At 54.8% G+C, this 25,960-nt stretch carries 22 protein-coding genes; all 22 read right to left on the minus strand.

Annotated elements, in window-relative coordinates:
• Positions 1-5: 5 nt before the first annotated feature.
• Positions 6-584 (minus strand): heparinase II/III-family protein, encoded by a 579-nt coding sequence (locus IPM21_16325; GenBank protein MBK9165439.1) that lies wholly within the window; start codon positions 582-584, stop codon positions 6-8.
• Positions 575-2,026, minus strand: a complete 1,452-nt coding sequence (locus IPM21_16330; GenBank protein ID MBK9165440.1) for a hypothetical protein — start codon at positions 2,024-2,026, stop codon at positions 575-577. The genes IPM21_16325 and IPM21_16330 overlap by 10 nt, the downstream gene beginning before the upstream one ends.
• Positions 1,987-2,994 (minus strand): glycosyltransferase family 4 protein, encoded by a 1,008-nt coding sequence (locus IPM21_16335; protein ID MBK9165441.1) that lies wholly within the window; start codon positions 2,992-2,994, stop codon positions 1,987-1,989. Before IPM21_16335 ends, IPM21_16330 begins: the two co-directional genes overlap by 40 nt.
• Positions 2,995-3,112: 118 nt before the next feature.
• Complete coding sequence (locus tag IPM21_16340; protein MBK9165442.1) at positions 3,113-4,249, minus strand: glycosyltransferase; 1,137 nt, start codon at positions 4,247-4,249, stop codon at positions 3,113-3,115.
• An 83-nt stretch (positions 4,250-4,332) separates the two neighbouring features.
• A complete protein-coding gene (locus IPM21_16345; GenBank protein MBK9165443.1) occupies positions 4,333-5,322 on the minus strand; it encodes a hypothetical protein in 990 nt (329 codons plus the stop codon).
• A gap of 162 nt (positions 5,323-5,484) precedes the next feature.
• Positions 5,485-6,177: a class I SAM-dependent methyltransferase gene (locus tag IPM21_16350; protein ID MBK9165444.1), complete on the minus strand. Its 693-nt coding sequence runs from the start codon at positions 6,175-6,177 to the stop codon at positions 5,485-5,487.
• A gap of 152 nt (positions 6,178-6,329) precedes the next feature.
• Positions 6,330-8,207 (minus strand): asparagine synthase (glutamine-hydrolyzing), encoded by a 1,878-nt coding sequence (gene asnB, locus IPM21_16355; protein MBK9165445.1) that lies wholly within the window; start codon positions 8,205-8,207, stop codon positions 6,330-6,332.
• Between the two features lie 91 nt (positions 8,208-8,298).
• Complete coding sequence (locus tag IPM21_16360; GenBank protein ID MBK9165446.1) at positions 8,299-9,894, minus strand: oligosaccharide flippase family protein; 1,596 nt, start codon at positions 9,892-9,894, stop codon at positions 8,299-8,301.
• Between the two features lie 272 nt (positions 9,895-10,166).
• Entirely contained in the window at positions 10,167-11,285 is a 1,119-nt protein-coding gene (locus tag IPM21_16365; GenBank protein ID MBK9165447.1) for a glycosyltransferase family 2 protein, read from the minus strand.
• Between the two features lie 8 nt (positions 11,286-11,293).
• Positions 11,294-12,640 (minus strand): O-antigen ligase family protein, encoded by a 1,347-nt coding sequence (locus IPM21_16370; GenBank protein MBK9165448.1) that lies wholly within the window; start codon positions 12,638-12,640, stop codon positions 11,294-11,296.
• Positions 12,641-12,722: 82 nt separating this feature from the next.
• Positions 12,723-13,703 carry a hypothetical protein gene (locus tag IPM21_16375; GenBank protein ID MBK9165449.1) on the minus strand — a complete coding sequence of 327 codons (981 nt, stop codon included), beginning with the start codon at positions 13,701-13,703 and terminating at the stop codon, positions 12,723-12,725.
• A 20-nt stretch (positions 13,704-13,723) separates the two neighbouring features.
• Positions 13,724-14,473, minus strand: coding sequence for a polysaccharide export protein (locus tag IPM21_16380; GenBank protein MBK9165450.1), 750 nt, complete (start codon positions 14,471-14,473; stop codon positions 13,724-13,726).
• A 72-nt stretch (positions 14,474-14,545) separates the two neighbouring features.
• Positions 14,546-15,931, minus strand: a complete 1,386-nt coding sequence (locus IPM21_16385) for a TIGR03013 family PEP-CTERM/XrtA system glycosyltransferase (protein ID MBK9165451.1) — start codon at positions 15,929-15,931, stop codon at positions 14,546-14,548.
• Between the two features lie 38 nt (positions 15,932-15,969).
• Entirely contained in the window at positions 15,970-16,536 is a 567-nt protein-coding gene (locus tag IPM21_16390; protein MBK9165452.1) for a CpsD/CapB family tyrosine-protein kinase, read from the minus strand.
• A gap of 570 nt (positions 16,537-17,106) precedes the next feature.
• Entirely contained in the window at positions 17,107-18,051 is a 945-nt protein-coding gene (locus IPM21_16395) for an AAA family ATPase (protein MBK9165453.1), read from the minus strand.
• 15 nt (positions 18,052-18,066) lie between these two features.
• Positions 18,067-19,725 carry a hypothetical protein gene (locus IPM21_16400; protein MBK9165454.1) on the minus strand — a complete coding sequence of 553 codons (1,659 nt, stop codon included), beginning with the start codon at positions 19,723-19,725 and terminating at the stop codon, positions 18,067-18,069.
• A 901-nt stretch (positions 19,726-20,626) separates the two neighbouring features.
• Positions 20,627-21,793, minus strand: coding sequence for a divalent metal cation transporter (locus IPM21_16405; protein ID MBK9165455.1), 1,167 nt, complete (start codon positions 21,791-21,793; stop codon positions 20,627-20,629).
• Positions 21,794-22,537 (minus strand): LamB/YcsF family protein, encoded by a 744-nt coding sequence (locus IPM21_16410; GenBank protein ID MBK9165456.1) that lies wholly within the window; start codon positions 22,535-22,537, stop codon positions 21,794-21,796.
• Positions 22,538-22,557: 20 nt separating this feature from the next.
• A complete protein-coding gene (locus IPM21_16415) occupies positions 22,558-23,523 on the minus strand; it encodes a biotin-dependent carboxyltransferase (protein ID MBK9165457.1) in 966 nt (321 codons plus the stop codon).
• Positions 23,523-24,173 carry a 5-oxoprolinase subunit PxpB gene (pxpB, locus tag IPM21_16420; protein ID MBK9165458.1) on the minus strand — a complete coding sequence of 217 codons (651 nt, stop codon included), beginning with the start codon at positions 24,171-24,173 and terminating at the stop codon, positions 23,523-23,525. The genes IPM21_16415 and pxpB overlap by 1 nt, the downstream gene beginning before the upstream one ends.
• Positions 24,170-24,979, minus strand: coding sequence for an ABC transporter permease (locus IPM21_16425; protein MBK9165459.1), 810 nt, complete (start codon positions 24,977-24,979; stop codon positions 24,170-24,172). The genes pxpB and IPM21_16425 overlap by 4 nt, the downstream gene beginning before the upstream one ends.
• Positions 24,980-25,960: an ABC transporter permease gene (locus IPM21_16430; protein MBK9165460.1), complete on the minus strand. Its 981-nt coding sequence runs from the start codon at positions 25,958-25,960 to the stop codon at positions 24,980-24,982. It abuts the gene before it with no gap.

A 25,960-nucleotide genomic window follows, 5' to 3' on the forward strand; every position in this document is an offset into this window, starting at 1 on the left:
CCATTTTACCAGCGGAATGTGGTTACGATCTCGACCTCGCCGGCTGCCACCACACGTGATCTGATGATCTTTGTAGGCACCAACTTACCATAAATTGGCGAGATGGCTGCATCATCTATCTCCCAGCTTGACGAGATCACGTTGCCGTTCTCCTTCGCTCGGGTTTCGCCGCAAACCATCAGGCTATTCGGTTCCGCTCTTGATGACAAGCAGATCTTGTCGCCGCTTAACCTTGCCTCAATATCGGGGGCTAGAACAAAACTGAGCGTGATCTCGTGCCGCTCGTCCGTTGCGATCGTATCCGTGAGAACCAATCCCTCGCCCGGTGTAAGTATTGCCGTTCGGCAATGTTCCACCCCGAGCCGGACAAACCCATCCGTCGCTGCGCTGATCTTAAACTCACCGTTAGCGGCTTCCGCAGCGAGTAAACGGGCATTTACGGCCGATTTCCAGGAGAATGGCCCGTCGGGCTCAGATAGGGACCGGCCATCGACGGTGAGGCAATTATGCGCTAAGCCCGAACGCAACAGGTTCCGCGTTTCAAGATCGGTGGTGTAAACGTATGTTCCCGAATCTATGAACACCCGATGGCCGCCAATGGTAGCTCGAACGAAATTGCATCGGCGTGGGCGTGTCCGCAGTTCAGAAAGCCGTGCGGCCCGGCGTGGAAAAGAAAATGCTCGGCCCCGCCCGGCGGCCGGTAGGCAAAGAGCCCGCCAGAGCGAAAGGCCGATAAGCCCATTGTCGGCTCTGTACGCGTCATTTCCTTGACCGCCTCTCTCTCCGCCTTTGAGAGCGACCAGATCAGCGACGGAAGCACATTCTCACCGTTAAGCGGTCCGTCGCTTACCGGTATCCCCGTTGCGGCCGACATTCGTGCGAGCGTCGGGCCTATGTGGTCGATCTCGGGCGGGTCCGAAGGGAAGTAGCGGCCGCCATCGTCATCACCGAAAATGATGAATGTTCCGTCCGGCCGGATCAGGGCCTCAAGATACTGCTTGAGTGCCGAAAGACGTTCGATCATTTCCCCCGGAACATCAAGTCCCTCGCGCCGCCGGATCAGCACAAGGTCCGAATAGATATCCGCCGTATAGCGGGCATAGTGGCTCGCCTGCTCAACATAGCTTCCGTCTTCGCGGATGTGCTTTTCCGCCTGTTCGCAGAGAATGCGGTAGCCGAGCTCCCGCCATCGCTTCGAGTGCTTGCCGGCATTGAGAAACGTCCCGATGTAGTAGAGCCCTATCGCCTCGCCGGTCAGGTGCGTGTTCGGTGCAAAATATGTTGAGAGAAACCGCTCAATGTGCCGGGCGTGAATAAATAGCATCCGGGCCAACTGTTCGGACCGCTCGGTTGTAAAGATTCCCGATCCATCTAGCAGGTAAAAGGCACGGATCCACGATATGGCCCGAAACGCGAGCTCCAGGCTCGAGAGCCAGTTAACCCCCGTCTTTGCTGGGTTCTCCCGGCACCATGAATCGAAATGGTTCCAAACCGCCTCGGCGTACTTTGGGTCCGCGGTTATCAAATACGCCTGGCCGAGCGTTATAAAATACTGATGTCGGTTTAGCTCCCAGATGACCTTCTTATCCCCGGTCTCGTCAGCGTTTATCTCGTTGATCCGCAACCAATGGACCCGCGGCGACCGCTTGCCCGAGACCGGGTCGAAATGCCAATCGGGAAGCGGCTTGCCAAAGTCGAGCCCCTCGTACCCGAGCAGATCGAATTTGCCCTCCAAGATTCGATCCGCTGACCGAATGATCGATTCCGATTGGTCCTTCGCCTGTTTGAGCTCCTCTACGCTCTCGTCCGGGCCAAAGGCGGCGGGCGCCAGAATGTCCCCAACTCCTTCCCGGATGCTCAGGCCGTCCGGCAGCCGCCCGGTTACGGCGTCAAAACCGGCCGCTTCCAAAACGCCGTAGATGGCCGTGACCGTCCGCTCTCTCAATTCGGTCAGCCCTTTGCCCTTGAGTTTTCTCAAGTGTCGCATCATCCCGGCTTCACCATCGACCGGTAAAGCTCGACCCACTCGTCCGCGACCCTTTCCCATGTATATCGCTTGACCTCGTCCCGAGCCGCGGAAATAAGCCGTTCCGCAAGATCAGGCTCACGAAACAAGCGTAAGGCATTTTGTGCGAGGCTTTCCGGATCATTGACCGCTGACATTAGGCCCGTTCTCTCGTGCTCAACAATGTACGGGATACCCCCGGCATTGGTCGTAACGACTGGAAGCCCGGCGGAGAAGGCCTCAATTACCGAGTTTGGCATATTGTCGATGCTCGAAGCGTTCAGGTAAATATCCGCCTCGTCATACACCGATGGCATCTGATCTGGCGAGACCGAACCTCGAAACTCGACATTCCGCAATTCCAACCGCGACGCCAGATCGCGAAGTTCCGCCCTCAAAGGCCCGTCACCGACGACCAGAAGGCTTGCTTCGGGCATTTGTCCCTGGATCTGCTTGAAAGCATGGAGAGTGCATTGGACATTGTAATGTGCCTCAAAATTGCGATTCGAGAGAAAGACCGGCCTGAGCGGGTCACGCCGTCGAAACGAAAACCGGTCGGTATCGACGAAATTGAAAATTGAATGTGCGTTGAGGCCAAATTTTGCGAAGACATCCACGAGGTATCCGGAGGGAACTACGATCTCATCGAATTGGCTCGCCGTCCTGATCGCGCTTTTCCAACGCCGCAGATGGTCTTCGGCCTCGCCGCTGCGGTAGTTCAGGATCGTCGGCTTGCGAAAGAGTTTCGCAACCAGCAGGGCCGGCGTCGGGCTGATCACGAATGAGGAATAGGACGCTGAAAAGATATGAATCACATCAAATGAACGGACCCGAAAGAGAAGATCGATAACGTATTTCGGAATAGTGATGAGCGTTCGTACATACTTGATCTTTTGCAGCCTCGGCAAAAATTGCGGATTGATGGGTTGGAGTGCAACCTCAAGCCCCGGGACCGCAGAAAGCCGACGCAGAAGCCGTTCTGCCTGCACAGTTTGCCCGCCGACGATAGGTAACGCCGGAGCAACGAGCAGAACTCGGATTGGTTTGGTTTTGTCGAGGGGGGTGTTCACGGATGGGTTGCTTTATCTGGGTATTACATCTGTCGGGTCATCCATTTAGCAGTGAATCGTAGAGTGATATGACCGCCTCAAGCTGTGCACTTTCGGAAAATCGCTCAGCCGCAATCGCCCGTCCCCGTTCGCCCATTGCCGTTGACATTTCCGCATCGTTCAAAAGTGCTAGTACCGATGAGGCTAGAGCCGTCACATCGCTTGCGGGAATCACAAATCCGGTTCGTTCGTGTTCCACCGCCTCACGTGCTCCGCCCACGTCCGTCGCCACCACCGGCAACCCTGCCGCCATGTATTCGAGTATCGCATTCGCAAACCCTTCTGACCGCGAGCAAAGTACGCCAACGTCCGATACGGAAAGGATTTCACGAACATCCGAACGGCCCCCAAGGAACCTGCATCGCCCACCAATGCCCAGTTCTCCGGCCATTTGCCTAAACTCTGCCTCAAGTTCGCCCTCTCCGACCAGTACAAAAATGGCCGTGTTTTCTTCGGCACCTATCAGCTTTGCCGAGCGAAGGAACATCTCGTGATTCTTCACGTCACTTCGCATATTTGCGACGATCGTGACAAGTCTTGCCTCTGGGTCGACATCGAGGCCAAGTTTATCCTGCCATTCGTGCCTGTCGTCTACTCGCCTCTCTACAAACCGACTCGGGTCCAGTCCGTTGTAGATCGTTGCGATCTTTGCTCCCGGTACCCCGCCCTCAATCAAAAACTCTCTGACTGCGTCCGAGTTCGCAACTATTTTATGAGCGAATCGAAACGCCTGCCGCTCAACCAGGAGTTGGGCTCCCGTCTTGCTCCAGGTTGCTCGTTTCGATGCAAGCCGGCATCGGGTATTTGCCAGTCTGGCCGATGCCATCCCTAGAATATTTGAATAGAAATCGTGAGTGTGCAATAGGTCGATTGCATTCCGTTTCAGGTAGCCCGCCAGGCTGAACGATTGCTTGATAAAATTTGCGTCGCGGAAACTTGTTAAGGGGAATTCCGCGACCGTTCTGTAACCGGCATCCTCGATGACTGTTCGAAGCGGCCCGGCCCCACTAATGGCGCCGACGCTCGTGCAAAGATCTCGTTGAGTTGAAAGGGAGCGAAGCAATCGAACTGCCTGAACCTCGGTTCCTCCTATTTCGAAACTTCCAAGTAAATGTAAAACTCTGGGTCGCTTCATTGACTTCGTCCAAACTTCAGACCGGCTGTATCCATTTGCCGCTAAGCCGCCGAAATATCGCAAGTTTCATTTCGCAAATATTCCTACAAGTGATCACTAAAGATTCCGATGGACTTTAACCGATAATTGCGATATTCGTTGGGCGAGCCGGTCTTTCCATCGACCGCCGCCATTACGATATTGAAAACTTCTCGAGCTGAAGCAAAGTGTACCTTGTAAGCTCCCGTTTTTTCGCCGTGCTCCACGATCTCAGAAAAGGCCCTTATCGCTTCATCGCCGATGCATGCCTGCTGATCGTCGTCAAAAAACCCGTGGCAATGAAGCTTGATGAAGCACCAATCGGGCCTACCTTTCACCGTCACATTCGCGTTGACCCAGCGATCAAGGCGACGAAGGTTGGTCGTGCGAAAATGCGCCAGTTCGGCGTTATCAAACTTCGGCAACGGAAGTGCTTTCAGCCTTGCCGACCAGTCAAGCACTAGCGGCCCTGTAACAAGTACGGGAAGTTGCGGTTTAGTGCCGTTGACCGCTAACCGCTTTTCCTTTCGGTGCGGAGCACTTTCAGAAAACGGGAGCCCGCTTTCATAAACGGAGTTGAGCACCGGAACCTGGCTGATGTCCGGAGCAGACGGCAAGGTCATATCGATATAGCACCCCGTCTCGCGCAGGATCTCGAACTCGTTATCAACTCCGCAGTATTGCCCATTCGCTGAGTTTCCCAATGCCCAGTTTCCGTGTACGAAAGCGTACATCGGCGGGCCCTCGCCTTCCATTCTCGAAAGACACTTGTGATCTTCAGCCAACCGGTCTCGAAACTCGACGAGCTGACTTCGAAGTCCCTCCTCAGTATCGGGGCTTTCGACGCCGTGGTGGAGGTGTATCTCGACCTCACCGAGTCCTGCAGCTTGCAGGTCAGCAATGGTGTTCAACAGCCCTCGGTCGTACTGCTCTGCCGGATAGAAGTTCGTGTGCCTGAATCTGGTTCCATCAGAATCCTTGACCGCCTCGCCCGCCCGCTCCGCAAGCTTGCACCATTCATCCAGCCGTCTCCTCTGCGTCTCAATGTCATACATTTCTTTCCCCTTCCAGCTGGGTTCGAAATGATTCGCGATGCAAAAGATAAGATGCTTTGGCACTGAGGCGTCATACTCAACCATTGCCCGGGCCCTTGAAATTGGATAGCGGGCAAGCCACGGCAAAGAATTCAATAGGTTGGTAAACAAACTCGACATAACTTATCGCTTGCCGATCAGATACGTGTGCCCCCCTTTGCCCTCTGCCGGGCCATCTTCGATTATTCCTAGCCCGCAGGCGTTTAGTTCCCGGGCGAGCATCGATTTCGTATGAAATGTCTCTTTGCCTTTCCAGAACGCTCCTCTTGGCTGCTTGCCTGTCATTAGGAACCAACCGCCGCCCGCAAAACAGATCACCGGATAGGCAAGTTGCTTGACCGAAAAGCTGCCAAGTCTTTTTCGGATCATCTGCAGATAGAAACCCGGTGCATGGACCGTCAGCACTATCCGCCCCTCAGGAGCGAGGATTCGCGACATTTCCCGAATTGCGGTTTCCGAGTGCATATAGGGTAACGCGACTCGGCAGATGATCAGGTGAAAGCTCTCTTTCGCAAAAGGAAGTTCTTCTCCTGCGGAATTTATGAAGATACTCTGCTCGCCGTCTCGTCGCGAATGCAGACGGTTGAAAATATCACCCGCGGCAAACTCAACGTCCACACCGATCTTTAGAACGCCCTTCCTGCTCGAGAACTGAAGCAATTCCTGTCCGGCACCGCACCCGAGGTCAAGTATTGCTGGTTTTTCGAATTCTAATACAAATTCAAGTAGCCTAAGTCCCTTATCCTGTCGGGATTCGAAACGCGAAAGTTCCTTTTCTAGATACCCTTTGTATGATTCTTCATCGTATGGCGTCATTATTTTACGGCCAGAATCTTCAAATTCTATCGGGGAAGCTCATTTCACCTAAACGCTCGGACGGATCAAGAGATTGCGAAAAGCCATGGCTTTCCAAAACCGTACACTCGTTCGCTCGCCTCCATATCAGAAATGTTGCGATCCCGTCCATGCTATGTTCCTTGATAGCGTTCTTGCCATTTCTCGAGCATAAAGAGTGCCCAGATGGCATGCGAGTGGTCCCGCCGGCCGCTTGAGTGCTCACCCAAAAGCACCTCGATATACAAGCGATCGAAAAGTTTTCGCCCAAGCGAATTTTTGTCCAGAAGTGTTTCTCTAATATCGTCCCGCAGTTCGCGGTTTATCCAGGCTTCGATCGGAACCCCAAAGCCTTGCTTCTCGCGGTACAGGATTTCCTTAGGCACAAAACCTCCGAGTGCCTTCTTTAGGATGTATTTTGTCTCACCGCCCTTTAGCTTTAGGTCGCTTGGAATTCCGGCCGCAAATTCTATCAGCTCCTGGTCGAGCAGCGGTGACCGGGCCTCCAACGAATTTGCCATCGTCATTCTATCGACCTTTACCATTATATCGCTCGGGAGGTAGGTCTTGAAGTCGAGTGCCATCAGCGGTCCAAGGAGGTCGGCCGTACCTCGGGATCCGGAGATCTCCGAAAATTTCTCTTCTGGTCCGCCATTTTTACCATTAAGCTGCCTCCGCAGATCCTCTGAGTAAAGCATTTGCCGTTGCGGCCGGTTGATCACCGAGACAAGATCGATGTATCGGCCGATATGGTCCTGCGCGATGTTGTAAAGATAGTTTTTTCCGCGTGCCGAGTGCGGAAGCCTTATGGCCGCCGCCGCGATTGCTTGCCGCAAAAAATGCGGCAGCCTCCGCGCCCATTGTCTCCCGAGAGCGGTCTTGTACCTCGTGTAACCGCCAAAAAGCTCATCGCCGCCGTCGCCTGAGAGCACGACCGTCACGTGTTCACGGGCAAGTTTTGCGACCATGAAAGTCGGCAGTGCTGAGGAATCTGCAAATGGTTCGTCGAAATGCCAGGCGATGTCGTCAACGGTGTCGACCAGTTCCGGTGTCACAATGAACTCATGGTGGTCGGTCTTGAAATGCCTTGCCGCCCGTCGTGCGTACTCAAGCTCATTAAAACTATCTTCGTTGAAACCGATAGAAAAGGTCTTGACCGGGCCGTCGCTTAGCTCGGCCATCATTCCGACCACTGCCGAGGAATCGATACCGCCTGAGAGAAAGGCACCAAGTGGCACCTCGGAGATCAGCCGTACTCGGACTGCCTCGCGGAGCCGTTCCACAAGCTCCTCCGCGATCTCATCATCGCTCCGGCCTTCGACTCTATCCTCCGGGAGTTTCCAGTACCGCCTAGTCGATATCTTGCCCTTAGCCAGCAGAAGGGTGTGTCCGGGCTCAAGCTTCTTGATCGCTCCGAATATGCAAAGGTGTTCGGGCACATAACCGAAGGCCAAATAGGCGTCAAGCGCTTCCGGGTCGATCGTTCTGTCAATTCCCGGGTGTAGTACGAGCGATTTTAGCTCAGAACCGAAGATGAATGCTCCGTCGCCTGCCGTCCCATAAAAAAGCGGCTTTTTCCCGACCCGGTCGCGGGCCAGAAATAGCTCTTCCGATTCGAAATTCCAGATCGCGATCGCGAACATTCCCCGAAGGTGATCTACGCACTCCGCACCGTATTCTTCAAAGGCATGTAAAATGGTTTCCGTGTCCGAATTTGTCCGAAAACGGTAACCCTTGGATTCAAGCTCCGCCTTTAGGTCGAGGTAATTATAGATCTCGCCATTAAAAACTATCGCCAGCCGGTTGTCCTCTGAAAATATCGGCTGCTGCCCGGTCGCGAGGTCGATAATGGCGAGCCGTCGCATCCCAAGCGCGGCCCGCCCCCGCACCACCGTCCCTTGGTCGTCCGGCCCGCGGTGCGCGATCGCGCGGCACATCGCGTCGAGCAGTTCCTCCCGTTCGTACCTCTCTTCGCCCGTCTTTCTACTAATGAATCCGGCTATCCCGCACATATCTTTTTGCTAGGTCAAATGTTGTTCCGCCGCTCTGCGGCCGTTCTTTCAGTCCCGGTTCCGTTCCTATGGCATCATGCTACCGTGGACGTCATTTCCGGCGTCCAACGAAACCGAAGGCCCTTGCCTTCAGGTTTGTCAGAAGCCGGACCTCGTCTTCCTCGAGTCCTGCATACCGAATGCAAAGTAAAAGGTACGGGATGGCAAATGCGATCCCGGCTACTGACAGCACCGCGAGCATCGAAAGGCTTTGAACCAGCTGCCCTGCCGTGTTTCCGTAGCTCTCATGTAGCAGGCCCGCGAGCATTTGCGGAACCCGAGCGCGGGTCGTGAAGTATACGGCCGCACAGCATATCGCCGCCGCTCCGCTTGCGATAACCAGGCGTAATACGCGGGCAAACTTTGGCAGGTCCGTCCGCCGAAACCCGAGTCTCGTAAAGATCCCGTATTCGGCAATAAGAGCCTCGCCGTACCTGATCGCCACCATCGTAAGGACGATCGCCAAAAGGCTTTCCGTCCCCGCTGCCGCGATCAGCCCGATTGTCAAGATTATCGTGGACCCGATCCGGACCTTTAGCAAAAAACTTGCCAGATCCGTGTAAACCCTGACGACCGAGTCGGACATTACGATCCCCAGCGGGATCAGAAAAAGGAATACCCTAAAAATAGGCGTGCTCGCCACATAGGCCTCGGTGAAAAGCAGCGTGATCACCGTTTCGGCCGTTATAAAAAAGAAAGCAAAGATCGGAAGGTAAACTATTGCCAATTTACTCGAGGCCCTAGCCAAAAGCTCTACCATCGAGCTCCGGTCGTCCGCCGACTGCAGCTCCGTCATCCGCGGTATCAGGACCGAGTTTACCGATTCTGATAGCATCCCGATCAGCGGTAGTTGAAAGCACCCTACCGCATAGATGGCAAAAGCCGCCGTATTGAATCGGTTGCCCACGACGAAGAAATGCAGATTCGCGTGAGCGTTCCACAAAAGCCCGGAAAAACCGAGCGGCAGTGCGTATGCAATATGCCTCTTGAGGAACGCCGCATCAAAGCTTCGCCAAAATCTTGGGAAACGGTCACCAAGGTAGACTAGTAGCACAACGCTCTGGATAGCAGCTTGTATTATCGATGCCACCAGGATCGATAGGACCGTCCCGAAGGCCACGGCGGCAATTATCACCGCCAGAGTCCGCGTTATCTGCGACGCGATCACGAAATATGCCCCTATCACCGGCTCCCGATTCGCGAAGGCAACATAGTCGAGAAAAAGCGAAAAAAGCACGACCGCCGAAAGGCCCCCGATCAATGCCGAGAGTGAAACGGTTTCGTCGGAGTCAAAGAAAACTCGGACCGCCTCCGGGAAAAACCCGAAGACGGCGATCGTGGAAAGGCCGATAAATGTGAAATAAAGGACAATGTTCAATACTGCTGGCGAGCGCTCAGAGTCGTCTCGCGAAAGGAAATAAAATGCGCTTATCCCAACCCCAAACGGCAATACCGAAGCAAGTGTTGTTATCAGAGTAGATGCCTGCTTGTAGACGCCGAAATGCTCGATAGTGAGAGTTCTGACGATGATAATGGGTGTAAGCACCGAAAGCGAGAACGCGATAAATCGCGCCAGGAAATACCATGAGGCCTGCTTCTGCAGGGTTGGGACGTCGATTCTGCTGCTAGCGGATTTTCTCGGGTCCATTTTCACTTGGTCGCTGGTACCGTTTGTCAAAGTGGTAAATTGAGGCGATGGCGACCGACTATTGACCTAAAATACACACATTCGCGAAGTGATCGTTTGCGTGATCCTTGGCGGCATTTGTACGGTGCTCTATCCGAATGAAAGTACGTAACGTCAGATCGGCAACGCGGGAAACCATAGTTCGGAAACAACATTTTGAGTAACTCGTAGTTGTCCCGGCTTGTTTAATTAGTTGCATCTCGGATTGGTTCCCAAACGTAAAATGTTTCACCTCACAGAAATCGATAGATTCCAAGTAGGGATGCAAGGTTCGCAAGCGCGAAGTAGGTAGGGTATCCGAGTATTCTGGCGGCGGATCTTTTCCGGTCGATCAGCATTCCGGCCAGCCCCACTCCCCAAAAGACCGTCTGACCAGCAAATAGTATCGCGTACCCGGTTGACCTGAAGGCAAGGACCATATTTGCGAAGTAGGCCGCGATCAGGAATAGCGGGACCGAGTATCGGGCCACTTTATGCGATACGATCGCAAATCCGAAAAACCCTGCCCTCAGCGGGTTCAGGATATCTCGGTTCCGCCAGATGTCAGAAAGCGTTTGGGCTATCACCCGCACCCGCATTCTTAACTCCTTTTCGGTTGTCTCGTTTGTTTCTTCTGTGCAGACGGCCTCTGGTTCAAAAACGGTTCTTAGCCCCTGTCGTTGCATCACAGTTGCGATCAAGAAATCGGAGCACGCCTCCGGGTACATTGGCTTGTAGGCTGAGCGGCGTACCGCATACATACAGCCCGAAACCCCGATCAGCGATGCGGCGAGGCTTTCGTGCCGCTTTATGAAGGTTTCGTAGCCCCAGTAGTCCGCTGAGGCCCTCCCGACCGAGGTGTTTGTACCATCTCGGTAAATGAGCATTCCGCCGACGCAGCCTATTGTCGGGTCTGCGAAGTTTCGGACAAGGTTGCGGACAACGTCCTTCTCGTACCAGGTCGTCGCGTCTGAAAAGAGTAAGATCTCTCCCTCCGCATGTTCCACCCCGAGGTTTTGTGCTCCCGTCTTTCCGAGTCGCCGTTCGGCACGGAGCAGTTTTACCCGCGCATCCGGAAAAGCCTCTACGATCGAGTCTGTCGCATCTTCTGACGCATCCGAAACCACAATAAAATCAAGTTTATCTTCCGGGTAATCGAGGGCCAGCGAGTTTTCGAGCTTTTCGGCAATCGCCTTTTCCTCGTTCCTTGCGGCGATTATCATCGTGACTCTTGGAGTCATCTCCTCGATCTTCCAGCGTCTCGGTCGCAACCGGGCTGCCAGCCAGACTGCGACCGGGTAGCCCGCGTAGGCATACGCTATGGCCGCCGTGTTGGCCCAAAAGATCAGTGAGGCGATCTCAAATATTCCCATTCTTCCAATCAAGCTCGGATCAATTCTGATTTCGGTAGGGTTCCTGCTTCTTGATCCTTCTGGCCTTCACTTTCGGTTCTCTGCCGTTCATGCAATTCCCGCAACCCGATAGCGTAGCATATCGGGAAATAAACGAACCAAAGGTATGCTATTGAGGCAAAAAAGCTCGAAACCGCATATCCGATTATCCCGGCCCACGTCCCGACCACAAGGTAATAGGCCGCGTGCCTTTCATCTCGGGCTCGAAGCTTCTTTTCTATCCTTGATAGCTCCCGAAGCGGATAACAGATAAGTACCAAATACGCTCCAAATGCTATCCAGCCGAGTTCGGACGAAACCTGCGTATAGGCGTTGTGCGTTTGCAGGTTGCGGGGGCCAAACATGATGCTGTTTCCGATTCCAACTCCCTGGGGGTTCCGTAGTGTGACGTAGATCGATCGCGTAACAGCTTCTTGCCGTTGATTGTGCGATCCTGTCGGGTCAAGAGCGGAGTCAAAGATCGAAGCGATCCTTGTTCCAATGTTGCCCGGCGCAAATGCAACCAGAACTATAAAGATGATCGCTGCCAGTCCAAGCGCCTGCGGCATCCGCCCTTTCCCGAGCCGGCTCAGCAGTGCGATGCCGATCGCGGCAATGCCGATCAATCCGCCTCTTGACTGCGTAAGCGTCACCGCTACCAGCATCAGCACGGCCGAGGCAAGCAGGAGAACTCTCAACATTATACTCCGCCCCGCAAACGCCAATCCGATCGCTATCGGAACGAACATCACCAGATGGATGGCCATGTCGTTCGGGTTCCCGAACATTCCGCCGAAATCAACTGCGATCCGGTAGCCCTCTATCTCGAAGATCCCTTGGCTGTAAAGGTCATAGGTCTGGTAGCTCAGGTAAACCCCGATAGCTACGCCCAGCAGCATTAGCGTTTTGATCCGCCGCAGGCTTGTCAATACGTTCGCCGTTACGAAAAATACAAGCACGAGCGGCAGCCACAGGTCGTTAAATGTCTTCCATGCTAATGCCGGGTCGCGGGCTATCGGCATTGTCAGCAAAGCAAACGCCGTCATTACCAGCACGCACTTCACCTCGGTCGGGAATTTGCGTGACGAACCGCCGCTCATCAGTTCGGTCAGAAGGAAAGAAACCAATGCCCCCGCCGCTGTCAGCATCGGCAGCGAGTTTACTACCGGAGTTGTCGGGTAAAACTCATGCGGCCGGAAATATACCGCATATGCAAACGCCGCAACGAACAAAAACGTTAAGCGATGCCCACCGGTTCGTTCTTCCGTTGGCTTTGCATCGCCAGCCGTCCTAGGATCGCGATCGAGAATCTTCCCATTTCTTACTGCTTCCTCCATCGCTCCGAAGATCTAGATGCTTGAGGTTTTTCGAGGTTTTCGTCCCCCGAATACACCTCGGTCTCTTAAGATCCATTACATTTTATTGGTCCCGGACCTTAAGCATCATCGATAAGCCGGTCCCGCCAAATCCGACCGCGTAAATACGTTTTCGCGTCGCATGAATACGCTCCAGCCGGTGCTTGCTTCCGGTGGCGGAAAGGCTCCATGTGGCTCCGTTATCCTCGGAGACTATCGCAACGCCCTTTTCGCCGATCGCCGTGGCCTGCCCGTTGCCGAAAAAAACGACGTCGGTCAGGTCGCTCGCGACCGGCGAGCGTACCACTTCCCAGTTGGTTCCGCGGTCCTTGCTGCGGAGAATTAGCCCATTGCGCCCTACCGCGATCAAGGTTTCTTTGTCGTCCGATCGTGCGACCGCGTTTAGCCGGAGCCGTTGGCCGGTCTGCGGAGCGGAGGCCGCCGTCCACGAACTGCCCCGGTCCATGCTTAAAAGTACGGTCCCCAACCCTCCGACGATAATGCTCCGGCCGTCTGCGTCCATCAGCCCGCTGGTCAGCATCGCCCGGGTCGCGAGCCTAACCCGCCGGAATCCGCTTTCATCGGGTTCCGGCATTAGCAGCGTGCCTGATTCGCCCAGGGCCCCGGGCATCCCGCCTTTTGCATCAAGCAAGAAACGCAAGAACCGCTCGCGGCCGGGCTCTATCTTAACCGTGTCCCATGTCGTTCCGCCGTCGTTGGTCCTTAGGATAACGGTCGGTGTCTCGGCCGCGGGGCCAAAAATGTCCTTTTCGCAAAGCAGCCAGCCGGTCTGTGCATTGGCAAAGTAAATATCCAGTATCGTTTCGATTCCGCCGATCTTTACCCGCTCCCAGCTATCGCCCCCATCTTTCGTCCTGAGTAGTGTGGCTGCGGTTCCGCCCGCCCAGCCGTTCAGATCATCGAGAAAATAGACCGATCTCAAGTGGGCCAATGTCCCCGAGTTCAGCCGCGTCCATTCTGCCTGAGCCGCGGCGACCCCTACGAGCAAAATTGCAATACCGCCCGCGACGAAAATGTTTCGCAAAAAATGGACCACGCTTTTACTTACAACGGACTGCCCAAAAGGACGCGGATCGCACTGACCCGGCCAACGATCTCGAATATCTTTGTCAGGCTCCAGCGCTTCTCGGGTACGATTATTTGGTCGCCCGGCAGCAAATATGGCACCGGCTCCCGGCCCTTAAGAACTTGTTCAAGGTCTACCACCGACTGCGAGAGCTGGCCGTTTCGGTCCATCCGGACCAGGACTACCCGATTGCGGTCGCCTTTTTCCGCAATTCCCCCGGCTTCGGCGATCGCTTCGTAAAGTGAATATCGACGGTTCATCGGCTTGATGCCGGGCGTCCCGACCCGCCCGAGGACGCTGAACCGGGCCGAGCCTACCTTGTCGAGCGTGACCGTCACCTGCGGGTCGATAATGTATTCGTTTAGCTCGCGTTGGATGATCTCGGCAACCTGTTCGGTCGTCTTCCCGCCGACAAAGATCCCGCCGCGTATCAATGGATACGCGATCCTTGATGTCGGCGGAACGACGATCCCCGATTTCGAGTAGTTCGCATGCCCGAATACATCCACTGAGATCACATCCTCCGGCCCGAGGACGTACTCAGCAAGGAAATTGTTGTAAAAGGGAAGCAGCGATTCTTCGTCATCCTGGCCCGCGGCGCTAGTGTTCGCGGGCGGTGTCCCCGCCGTTTGCGGAACTGTTGCATCTCCGGCAGTTTGGGCGCGGGCCTCGGCCCCAAAAAGTATTCCTGAGAATAATACCACCAATAAAACGCTTCTAATTCTCATTGTTCTTCACCTGTTTGCGTCCATTCCCCGGCTATGCGGTGCCCCGTATCCCTGCATGTGGATCTTGTTCGCCTATCGGCTGCCGCGTCCGAAGAGTATTGTCTTGAATGTTTCAAACAATATCACAAGATCGAGCGACAGCGACTGATTCTTTATATAGTAAAGATCGTATTCCAGCTTCTTTTTCGACTCCTCTACCGATGCACCATATGGATAATTCACCTGTGCCCATCCGGTCAGTCCGGGCGGGACAAGGTGCCGGTATTCATAAAATGGGATTGCTTCGGCAAGTTTCGCGACGAACTCCGGACGTTCGGGCCGGGGCCCTACGAAACTCATATCCCCTTTCACGATGTTCCAGAATTGCGGGATCTCGTCAAACCTCAGCTTTCTAATGATTCGGCCGACCCTTGTAATGCGATCATCCCCTTCGCTCGCCCAGACTGCACCGTTCTCTTCTGCGTCCGTCCGCATTGAACGAAACTTAAGTAGGACGAACCGCTTGCCATGCTTGCCGACCCGTGTTTGCTTGTAGAGCAACGGTCCGCTCGAATCAAGTTTCACGGCGATAGCGGTCAGGAGGGCGATCGGAAACGAAACGATCATTCCAACCAACGCAAGAAGTCTTTGCGAAACATCTCGGAAGCTCTGCATGAACCGGGTCTCTCTCGGCCGGGCCGAGAATATCAGCCACGAGGGCAGCAAGCTGTCCAAATGGACCTTGCCGGTAATACGCTCCATATAGGTCGTTGATTCTTCTATGCTCAGGTTTCCTGAGAGTCGCAGCTTCAGCAGCATATCTAGCGGGAACTTGCCGCGGCGGTCCGAAACGCCGACGACGACCCTCGTGATGCCCTCTTCGGCGATGACCCGTTCCAGTTCGTCAAGCCGGCCCTTGAATTCTAGGGCGGAACTCGGGCGGTTCCCGTTGAGCTTCTCGCCGCAAACATACCCGACGATCCGGTAGCCAAGGTCACGTCGTTTCAAGGTCGCGTAATTCATCTCATCCAGCGATGACCCGCTTCCGACCAAAATGACCCGTTCCCCGATCTCCGGATGGCCAAGGTAGTAGTGGATCACCACCCTTGAAGCCAAAAGGAACATCAGGATGATCGGGGCTGAAAGGGCCGCGACGCCGCGCCCGACCATTAGTTGGGGAAAGAAAAAGTATATCAGCGCCAGAAACAGCCACGTCGTCCCAAGCGACTGGATCAGCCTCACCAGCATTTCACGCCGGCTGCTTATGACCGAAAAGTCGTATAGATCAAAAACGTAGAGCGACCCGATACTGGCGGCCATAGCGAAAGCGATCTTGAGCTCGGTAAATTCATCTCCGAGCCAGGCCTCGGCATCACTCAAACCCAATCGCCCAACGGCCGCGAGCACGAATCCCAGGAATACGAATACAATATCCGCAAAGAGTAATAAAACGGCTCTTGATGTTAGGCGGCTATTCATTCTGCTTTTAACCGATCTTTCCTGGCGACCGCCACTGGCTACTTTTCACGCATCGAACGGTAATTCGAGTAGTAGTAATAGTCACGACTGACCAATGCTTCTTCCGATCGGTTGACCACTACGGCCAGAAGTTTTTGCTTCGGGAGCGTACGGATGACCCGGTCCAGTTCTTGATAATTCACCTGATTCGTTCCGACGACCAATATTCCGGCGTCTGCTACCTCGAGGATCGCCGCAGCATCGGCGAAAAGGTTCATCGGTGGGGCGTCAAAGATCGTGAGATCAAACGCTTCTACCAACTTGTCGTGCAGGTCACGGAATTTTGAGCTCGAGATCAGCTCCGCCACGTCTTCCCGCGACCGGCCGCCGTGGATCAGGCCTAAGCCGGACGGTTCGAGGATGTTTAGAGCTTTCTCGAAGGGTTGCCCATCTCTCAATAGCTCCGCCAGGCCGTATGAATCTTGGTGCCCGAGATATTCTGCTATGCTCGGCTGTCGAAGGTCCGCATCGACCAGGGCCGCACGGATCCCGTCCGTCTGAGCAAGTAGCCACGCCAGATTTATCGCCGTTACTGTCTTGCCCTCGCCCGAACCGAAACTTAACACGACAACACTGCGGAGCCCGGTTTCGTTTTTTTTTGTTGATCAATTGTGTCCTGAGTGATCGGTAATCTTCAGTGTATACCGACTCAGGTTCGCGAATAGCCACCAAACGTTCATTGACGCCCGTCGGTGAAATGGTAAGGGTCGCAAACTCGTCCGGAGCCGCCGCGGCAACGAGGTGGTTCGCGTTAGACGCTTCGATTGGAGCCCCGATCTGATGAATGCCCGAAGGGGCTGAAAAATCACCGGTAGGTTCGGTGCGGCTTTCTTCGGTCTTTGCGGTCGGACGCCCGAATTTCAGCTCGCGGACCGCGAACTCCGCGTTTTGATGCGGATCGCGGTTTGTCCGTTGAGACATATTGGACGTCGGGTCGAGTTTGTCCTCAGGCCGTGCTGGCGGGTTCTCAACCACTTTTTTTAAGGACTTAGAAAACCTCATTGATAATAAAGACTACGGAAATCACCAGTCCAACCCAAGTAAACTGCAAATATGGGCAAAACCGTTGCCCCGAGAAAATGTCGAATCAGTGAAAGTTTCCCGATTCTGGAAAATGCCTCACTTCAGCGGCCCGCCTAGAGCGGCTCAAAGCTTGTGACTTCTTCCTCCTCGTGGACCTTTGAGATCAGGTCACTGAATCCCCGTTCACTCAAAACCCTTGTATTCGCCTGTTCTGCCGCCTTTCGTTCATGCGAAAGAAGATTTTCCCGGTCCGGAAGAAGGTCGAGGCTGGAGGCGACCTCCTCCACCATGGATCGATCTACGGACTTTTTATTGGCTGCAAATGCTGCAATGAGGGAATTGTCGCAAAGGTTATTTACTTGTCTTGCAATTCCCTCAGAACATTGGAATATCAGTTCAATTGCCTCGCCACTAAAGATCGCATCGTTTTTTGCACCCGCAAGTTTCATTCGTTCGACAATGAAACGCTCGACTTCACCAACATCACCAAGTATTGGCATCTCACACCGCAGCGCGATCCTCTGTTTCAATTGTCGCAGGTCACGCCGGCGAAGCCGCTCTTTAAGTTCCGGCTGGCCAGTCAAAATGATCTGAAGGAACTTTGAACTGTCAGACTCAAAATTCAAAAGCAGACGGATCTCTTCCATTAATTCGTCTGACAGCTCATGGGCTTCGTCCACGATCAACATTGTCCTAAGGCCGCGCTTGTGTCTTTCCTCGAGCATTTTGCCCATTTCCAAGAGAAGCCCGGTCTTTGAATCGTGATCGCCAAGGCCAAGCATTTCTGAAATGTGTTGATAAAACTCGTCGATAGTTAAGTGCGGGTTGAAGATATAGGCGGCGAGAACGCTCGAATCGAGACGGCGGATTATCCAGCGCAACGCCGTTGTTTTCCCGGTCCCGACCTCGCCCGTTAACATCATCAGGCCTTTCGCCATCTCGACGCCGTAGTATAAGCCAGCAAGCAATTCATTGTACTTCGGTGTGAAAACAATGAACCTCGGGTCAGGCGTCAGGCTGAACGGGTAATCGTCTAATTCAAAAAATTCTTTATACATCTTATGAAAGGCGCCTTAGCCGATCAACTCGAATAGCCGCGTTGCCGAGATCGCCAAAGCAAGCACCGGCACCGCGGCCGCCGCAATGGCAATTCCACCGGCCCGCAAGAGCAAGGTTCGCCTCCTAGCCTGTACTACCTCGCCCTCGGTCAAGAGCGGCGGAATTGCGGCCCAAACAGGGAGGCCTGTATAGTACTCGGCGTCCACAACTGAGTTTATCCTGAAAAGCCGGGGAAATTCATAAAATGCCGTTAGAGCCAGACCGAAGAACAAGCCCGCCCCGATGCCACCAAATAAGAGAAATGTCTTCTTTGACGCGTTTTCGGGGGTTTCGGGGAGGTTAGCGGCGTCAACTATCTGGATAGTTTCGCCCTGGTCGTTAGATTCGCGTTCGACCTGCTGTTGAGCGGTGTTGAACTTTCGCAGCAGTTCGTCGTAATTCGCTTTCGCAGAGGCATACTGGTTGTTGACGCCCTCAAGTGCAACCTTAACGTTTGGTATCAAGTTGATCCGGCTTTCAAGCTGCACGATCTGTGCAGAATTTTGCCTTATCTCGAGGTCTTTTGCCTGCATTTGGACGTCGATCTGCCGAATCTGCCCCTCAGCCTTTTCGCGCTCGATCTCTAGACTGCTTTTCTGTAGTTCTGCCCGCCGGTTTGCGGCGTCGTTCACTTGCTTGACACGGTTATCGGTTGTCCGGGCAAGCTTGTCGATCTCGTCATTTACCTTCGAAAGTTCGATCTGTGCCTGAATCACATCCGGATGACGCTCGCGAAACTGCTTTTTCAGGTTCTCTAGCTTTGCCGCCACCTCGGTTCGTCGCGTGATCAACTCGGCATAGGCAGGGGTATCCTCAATGCGGGTCGCCTGAACAACGGCGTCCTGAGTTTCTTTCTGCCCAAAGTTTTCAACAAGACGAATCTGGCTATTAAGGGCTCGAACATTCTCAAAAACGCGTCCCCGCTCCATCATCAAGGTTTCCTTTTCCTTGTAGATCGTCTGTTCGCGTTGGCGTAGGCCTTGTAATTGTGCGATCAACCCTTGCGAAGACTCCGGCAGGGTCTCAATGTTGCTGGCCATGATCTGGAGTCGCTGCTGCTCAAGAGCGTCGAGGGACGCCTTGGCCTGTTCAAGCTGAGTGTCGATGAACTCCTTTGTCGTTTCGGCACTCTCCTGAGAGGCGGAGAGCTGGGATGCGATGTAACGGTTCGCGAGTTCGGCCGTCACCTTTTGGGCGGTGACCGGATCCGTGTATTCGTAGCTTATCCGAAACCCTACGACCTGCTGGCCTTCACCGCGTTCCGGTTCGACCAGGATGTCTCCCTTCATCTTCTCAGCGACGTCGCCAACCGGCATCCCGGCTGCAATGTCGCGAGGGTACAGGCCATATTGCTCGACCAATTCAGAAAGAGAAGAACGGCTAAGAACAGCGGAACCTATCGACTGCAGCCGATTCGAGAGATTCTCGTCGGTAAGAGATGGGGCGACCTTTTCGGATATCGAAGGAGGCGTGAGGGTAAGAAATGAGGTCGATTTGTATTTTTCGGGGAAGTCCTGGAGGCTGATAGCTACCGCGAGAGCCACCGCAACGGTCGGCAAAATGAGCAGCCAAGCCCTGCGCTTCAGTATTCCTAAAATGTCACCGGGTGTCCTTTTTCTGAATGCAAGATTCATTGTTCGTCCTTCTCTGCGTAGACAATTACCACGCTCAACCTTAATGCTCTACTCGAACCCCTGCTTGCAAGCTATTAGTAATAGCATATTCCCAGGACTCTTGTTGAACATAGATGATCTACGCGACTAACAGTGCTAATTGCTAAACGAATCCAAAATTTGGAGAGAAGGCTCTGCTTGTTAGCCGGCGTTTCCGAAACTTCTTCTTATTGCATGAGCGAACCCGACCAATCCTAAACCAAAGAGCATTAAGGAAGCGGACTCGAAAGAGGCAGGCGACCCGGGACAAGTTCCAAGGAAACTAACCCAAGCGGTAGTATCCGGGGAGCAGCCGACAGCGCCGTCCGCTATAGAGGAGCCCTGACTGATCTGAGCAAAGGTCAGGGCGAAAGCAGCCAAAGTCAAAAATAAACAGACCGCCATTAAGAAACGGTTGTGGGTCTTACGGGACATTTTAATACCTCTTCAGTGAGGGATGAGCCGGGGAAACGGCTTATCCCAATAAATCTCAGATCGACACTGTCGTCCAAAACTCGGGACTAGTTGCAACCGAATCTGAGATCGGCTCTATCTGCAAAAGCTACAATAGAGACGAATTTCCGCAATTAATTTGCTCAAGCCGGTCGAGGAGCTGTGTCCGAAACCTGTACAAACAAAAAGTTCCCAGAACTCCGGGAACCGCTGGTGAAAGACAACTTCTCTTCCGGTAATGACCCTTTTGGATCTGTAATTTCCTTCATCGTACCGCCGAAGAAGCAGAAAAGCAAGCATTTTTTGCGAAATTTAACAATAAAGTAGTTTATATAGGTGAGATGGAATATGCCCATCTGTGTCTCTTGAACCATTAGAAGTTGAATCGCGCTGAACTTGATATCGTCGATTGGCTTTTGCTGCGTTTCCATCAATTTCGTTCGAAAACGGCTACGGCCGAGAAGGCGGCCATGATGAGGACAACGAGCCAGCCGGCGGCTTGGAGCCAGGTCGGTATGGCGATGTCCGGACGGCGGCGGGCGGCGATGAGCATCAGGCCGAGGCCGAATGGCAGGATAAAGCCATTGATCGTACCGGCCCAGACGAGCACGGCGACAGGCCGCCCGACGATAAGAAATACGGTGGTTGAGAATGCAATGAAGACTACGATGGCCAGCCGCGTTCGCCATTCGGTCCATGTGCCAAATGTCTTGAGAAACGAGATCGATGTATAGGCCGCCCCGATGACGGATGTGATGGCTGCGCACCACATCACGATGCCGAAGATCCGTTGGCCTATGTCGCCCGCCGCATTCTGAAAGACCGAGGCGGGTGGGTTCGCAGGGTCGATCGTAAATCCCATCGAGATAACGCCGAGAGCCGCAAGAAAAAGAGAGAACCGGATGATGGCGGTCAGGACAATGCCGGTCACCGCGCTTCGAATGATCTGGCCGAGGTTCTCCGGCCCCGTGATTCCGGCGTCGATCAGGCGATGAGCTCCGGCGAAGGTGATGTAGCCGCCGACCGTTCCGCCGACGAGAGTTACGATCGCACGAGCGTCGATCGTCGTTGGGACAAGTGTCCGATAAACCGCTTCGCCGAGCGGCGGGCTTGAGACGAAAAGGACGTAAACGATCAACGCGAGCAATACGATGCCGAGGACCTTGACGAAATGGTCCATGAAGCGGTTCGCGTCGGGCAAGAGAAATATCGCGATGGCGACCAATGCACTAATGGCGGCACCGGCTTCGACCGGCAGTCCTGCCGCAGCATTGAGCCCGAGGCCGGTTCCGGCGATGTTGCCGACATTAAAGACTAGCCCGCCGAAGACGATCATCGCCGCGAGTACATAGCCAGAACCGGTCAGCGTTTCATTCGCGAGGTCCTGTGCCCGCATTCCGGCAAGCGAAAGCACCCGCCAGATATTAAGCTGGGCAAAGATATCGAGGATGACCGAGATAAGGATGACGAAGCCGAAGCTCGCGAGGAGCTGCCCGGTGAAGACCGTCGTCTGCGTCAAAAATCCGGGGCCGACGGCCGAGGTCGCCATTAGGAATGCGGCACCGAGTATGGCCGAAGATCTTGTCTTGTTTGTCATCTAAGCAGCTTTGATCTCGAATCCGTTTTCAACGAAGGCTTCGTAGAGTCGCTTGGCGATCGCGACCGCATTCGGGCCGTCGCCGTGGACGCAGATCGTCTCCCCGGAGAGCTCGACGTTTGAGCCATCGCTGGCGACAACGCCGCCGCCGAGAGCGATGCGAAGTGCCTGTGACGCCGCGATCTCGGGCGCATTTATCAGTGAGTTCGCCTTTATCCGCGAGACGAGCGAGCCGTCGGGTTCGTAAGCTCGGTCGGCGAATGCCTCGTCGGCGGCTTTGAGCCCAAGCGAGCGTGCAGCGGCGGTCGAATGGCTTTGAGCAAGGCCGTAAAGCGTCAGGCCCGGGTCAAACTCGCGGACAGCTTCGGCGATGGCTTTAGCGATCACGACGTCGCGGGCGGAGCGGTTGTAGAGAGCTCCGTGCGGTTTTACATGGTTCATCTTAACGCCCAGTTCACCGCAGGTTTCGGCAAAGATCTCGAGCTGTTCAAGGATCAGAGATCGGATCTCTGCAGGCGAAAGCTCGAAATCGGTCCTGCCGAAGTTCTCTCGGTCCGAGTAGCTTGGGTGTGCACCAACGGCAACGCCGTGCTCTTCGGCAAGTGCAATAGTTCGCCGCATCGTATTGGCATCGCCGGCGTGATAGCCGCAGGCGATGTTGGCCGAGCTGATGAACGGCATCAGACCTGCGTCGTCGCCGCAGCCCTCGCCCATATCGCAGTTGATGTCGATCGTGTACTGCATCGTCTTTGCGAAATATTCAATCAGCAAACCTGTTCGCGGGCAAGCCGAACGCCGGTTTCGAGGAAGAGGAGGTCTCGTTCCTGCTCGGCGAGTGATTGCATCGCATCTCCGAGTTCGATCAATTCAAATTTGAAGGAACGCCCCGGCCGGAGCTGAGCCAGGAGCGGCAGATCGACGGCGGCAACGGTAGCGATCCGCGGATAGCCACCCGTCGTCTGGTGATCTGACATCAGAACGGCAAGGCCGCCATCGGGCAAAAGTTGGACCGTTCCGAAAACGGCGGCCGAAGATAAGAGCTCAGTGTCGTCCAATGAAAAGAGCTTCGGACCGGAGAGCCGAAAGCCCATCGGGTCGGAGTTCGGCGTGATCGCAAATGGCTCGCTCGCGAGCACCTGCTCGCTCAATCCCGTGAGGCGGTGAAACTCGGGTCCGGCGGTGATGCGGATGCGAACCGGATCGGTTAGCCGCGGCCGAAGCGAATTGCCGAGAGCGGAAAATGCATCGTGAAAAGTCTCGTTAGTCTCCCCGATCGCTAGCCTGTCGCCAGCTGCCAAAGAGCGTCCATTAAAGCCGCCGAATTGAGCGGCGACATTTGTCGTTCGGCTGCCGAGAATTTCGGGCAGATCAATGCCGCCGCTTACGGCGAGATAGCCGAAGTTGCCCGACGCGGCACCAGAGAACGTAAGGACATCGCCAACCGAGGCAGATTGCGGTTGCCAGGCTTTGATGGTCGAGCCGTTAACGGCGGCTTCAACGTCACAGCCGCCGATGCAGAAAATGGCGTCTGTTTCAAACTCGATTTCAGGAGCGGGGAAGCCGAAATCGAGAACGGCGGCATTCTCGCTATTGCTGAGAAGGATGTTCACGATTCGAACCGAAAGCGTGTCCATCGCCCCGGTCGGGTTGATGCCAAGAGCCATCCGGCCAAAGCGGCCGAGGTCGCGGACGACCGTTCGAATGCCCGGTTTTCGTATGAGAAGCGACATTAGACAGCAACAAATCGGACGCGGTCTCCGGGGCGAAAGACGCAGGGTTCTGCGCGGTTCGGGTCGAAAAGTTCAAGCTCAGTTCGGCCGATCAATCGCCATCCGCCAGGCGATTCGAATGGATAAATTCCTGTTTGGCGGCCGGCGATACCGACGCTGCCCTTCGGTACGCGAAGCCGCGGCGTCGGAAGACGTGGAAACGAGATCGAACTATCAAGTTCGCCCATATATGCAAAGCCGGGAAGAAAGCCGAGCATATAGACGCGGTATTCGCGGCCGCAATATTCGGCGATGAACTCGTCACGCGTCTTGTCGATGGCCGCACAAATTTCGTCGAGGTCAGGCCCGGAAAAATCGACCGGAATCTCCATAAGGCGTGAGCTCACAGAGGCATCTATCGAAAGCTCGTCGAGGCGAGACTCGATCTCCTGTCGAACTTTTGAATGAGCATCGCGTCCGTCTCGCACCACTTCGAGCGGATCAAAGTAAACGCCAACCGACGCATAACAGGGAACTGCTTCGCGGAAGCCGACGAAGGGGGTAGCGGTCAGAGCGGTGGCGAGGGCGATGGCTTTGTCACTAAGCTCGGGCGAGATCTCGGTGCCGAGCTCGACCACCATTGCCGATTCGCCAAGCGGAATTATCCTCATCTTGTTCGCTGTTTGGGGTCGAGATACTCGCGGAGCCCGTCGCCCAAAAAGTTAAAGGCGAGCACGGTCAAGGCGATCGCGGCACCCGGGAAAAAGAGTATGTGCGGATAGATCGAAAAGAAGTTTCGTGCTTCCTCGATCATCGTTCCCCAGCTCGGTGCCGGCGGCGGAATGCCGAGGCCGAGGAATGAAAGCGTCGCTTCGGAGAGCACAGCTCCGGCCATGCCGAGCGAGGACTGGACGATAAGCGGCTGGATCGCGTTTGGCAGAATATGCGTGAAGAGAATCCGCATATTGCTCGCACCAAGAGCTCGGGCGGCCTGGACGAAATCGTATTCGCGGACCTTTAGAACCTGCCCGCGCATAACTCGGGCATAGCCGACCCAGCCGATGATGCAGAGTGCGATGATCAGCTTCTCAAGCCCGGCTCCGAGAAAGGCAACGAAGGCGATCGCGAGCAAAAGGCCCGGAAATGCGAGGAACACGTTGAAGAGATAGCCGGAAAGAATTCGGTCGACCCAGCCGCCGTAGAATCCGGCGATCGAACCAATAAAAATACCGACGACCGCCGAAACGACGACCACGATTATCCCGACCTGAAGCGAGATGCGAGCCCCAAAAAGAACTCGCGAGAAGACATCGCGGCCGAGGCCGTCCGTGCCAAACCAGTGCTGTGCCGATGGAGCGGCAAAGCGAAGCTCGAGGTTTTGCGCCGTCACCTCGTGCGTCGCCAGAAATGGGGCGAATATCGCCACGAAAACGACGATACCCGCGATCACAAGTCCGATGTAGGTCAGGCGATTCATCTAGTTAAGCCGAATTCGCGGGTCGAGCCAGCGATAAACGACGTCGGTCAATGTGTTGGCCAAAATGTACGTTAGGCTGATGACCAAAACGCAGCCCTGGACAAGCCGATAATCGCGTTTAGCGATGCCTTCATCGAGCAAAAGCAGGCCAAGGCCCTGCCAGCTAAAGATCTTTTCAGTGATTATCGAGCCCGCAAGCAAAACGCCGAGCTGAAGCCCGAGGATCGTTACGACCGGGATGAGCCCGTTCTTGAGGACGTGTTTGTAGATTACCGTGCGTTCGCTGAGTCCCTTGGCACGTGCGGTCCTCACGTAGTCCTCGCCGAGTTCTTCGATCACGCTCGAACGCACCATTCGCGTCAGAATCGCCGAAAGAGCCGCCCCGAGCGTGACCGCTGGGAGGATTATGTCTTCGGGATATAAGCTTCCGGTTGGGCGGAAAATCTCAAGCTGTACGGCAAAGAGATAGACGAGAAACGGCCCGACGACAAAGGTCGGCAGCGAAATGCCGAGCAATGCGATGAACGAGGCAAAGTTATCAATGATCTTGCCCTTGTTTGTACCGGCGAGAATTCCGAGCGGGATCGCGATCCCGATCGCGACGAGCATCGAGGCCACGGCGAGCTTGATCGTCGCCGGATACCTCTCGAGGATCATATCCAGAACGGGCCTATCCGTCCTGAATGACGTGCCAAGATCGCCGCGAAGCAGCCCGGCAAAATAGTCGTAATAGCGGTTATTGAGGCCGTGCCACTCAAAACCTTCCTCTGAACTGATCGAGAAAAAGAACGCCGGGCGGTCGAGCCCATGCTTGCGGTTAAAGTTGTCGATCTGCTCCTGCGTCGCCGTTTCGCCAAGGATCGCGGTCGCCGGCGAGCCCGGCACGAATTCGATGAGAAACGTGACGAGCGAGACCACGGTCCACGCGACCAAGATGATCAGGCCGACCTGCCGTGCAAAGCTGAGGAGCTTGTATTTCAT

Source organism: Acidobacteriota bacterium, from assembly GCA_016716435.1.
Taxonomy (GTDB): domain Bacteria; phylum Acidobacteriota; class Blastocatellia; order Pyrinomonadales; family Pyrinomonadaceae; genus OLB17.

Bases quoted from the DNA above. Each gene is read 5' to 3' on its own strand.
- IPM21_16345 (MBK9165443.1), bottom strand. From the start codon at position 5,322: ATGTATGACATTGAGACGCAGAGGAGACGGCTGGATGAATGGTGCAAG.
- IPM21_16405 (MBK9165455.1), bottom strand. From the start codon at position 21,793: ATGACAAACAAGACAAGATCTTCGGCCATACTCGGTGCCGCATTCCTA.
- IPM21_16410 (MBK9165456.1), bottom strand. From the start codon at position 22,537: ATGCAGTACACGATCGACATCAACTGCGATATGGGCGAGGGCTGCGGC.
- IPM21_16365 (MBK9165447.1), bottom strand. From the start codon at position 11,285: ATGGGAATATTTGAGATCGCCTCACTGATCTTTTGGGCCAACACGGCG.
- IPM21_16370 (MBK9165448.1), bottom strand. From the start codon at position 12,640: ATGGAGGAAGCAGTAAGAAATGGGAAGATTCTCGATCGCGATCCTAGG.
- IPM21_16400 (MBK9165454.1), bottom strand. From the start codon at position 19,725: ATGAATCTTGCATTCAGAAAAAGGACACCCGGTGACATTTTAGGAATA.
- IPM21_16430 (MBK9165460.1), bottom strand. From the start codon at position 25,960: ATGAAATACAAGCTCCTCAGCTTTGCACGGCAGGTCGGCCTGATCATC.
- pxpB (MBK9165458.1), bottom strand. From the start codon at position 24,173: ATGAGGATAATTCCGCTTGGCGAATCGGCAATGGTGGTCGAGCTCGGC.
- IPM21_16395 (MBK9165453.1), bottom strand. From the start codon at position 18,051: ATGTATAAAGAATTTTTTGAATTAGACGATTACCCGTTCAGCCTGACG.
- IPM21_16380 (MBK9165450.1), bottom strand. From the start codon at position 14,473: ATGAGAATTAGAAGCGTTTTATTGGTGGTATTATTCTCAGGAATACTT.
- IPM21_16340 (MBK9165442.1), bottom strand. From the start codon at position 4,249: ATGAAGCGACCCAGAGTTTTACATTTACTTGGAAGTTTCGAAATAGGA.
- IPM21_16385 (MBK9165451.1), bottom strand. From the start codon at position 15,931: ATGAATAGCCGCCTAACATCAAGAGCCGTTTTATTACTCTTTGCGGAT.
- IPM21_16360 (MBK9165446.1), bottom strand. From the start codon at position 9,894: ATGGACCCGAGAAAATCCGCTAGCAGCAGAATCGACGTCCCAACCCTG.
- IPM21_16350 (MBK9165444.1), bottom strand. From the start codon at position 6,177: ATGACGCCATACGATGAAGAATCATACAAAGGGTATCTAGAAAAGGAA.
- IPM21_16415 (MBK9165457.1), bottom strand. From the start codon at position 23,523: ATGTCGCTTCTCATACGAAAACCGGGCATTCGAACGGTCGTCCGCGAC.
- IPM21_16425 (MBK9165459.1), bottom strand. From the start codon at position 24,979: ATGAATCGCCTGACCTACATCGGACTTGTGATCGCGGGTATCGTCGTT.
- asnB (MBK9165445.1), bottom strand. From the start codon at position 8,207: ATGTGCGGGATAGCCGGATTCATTAGTAGAAAGACGGGCGAAGAGAGG.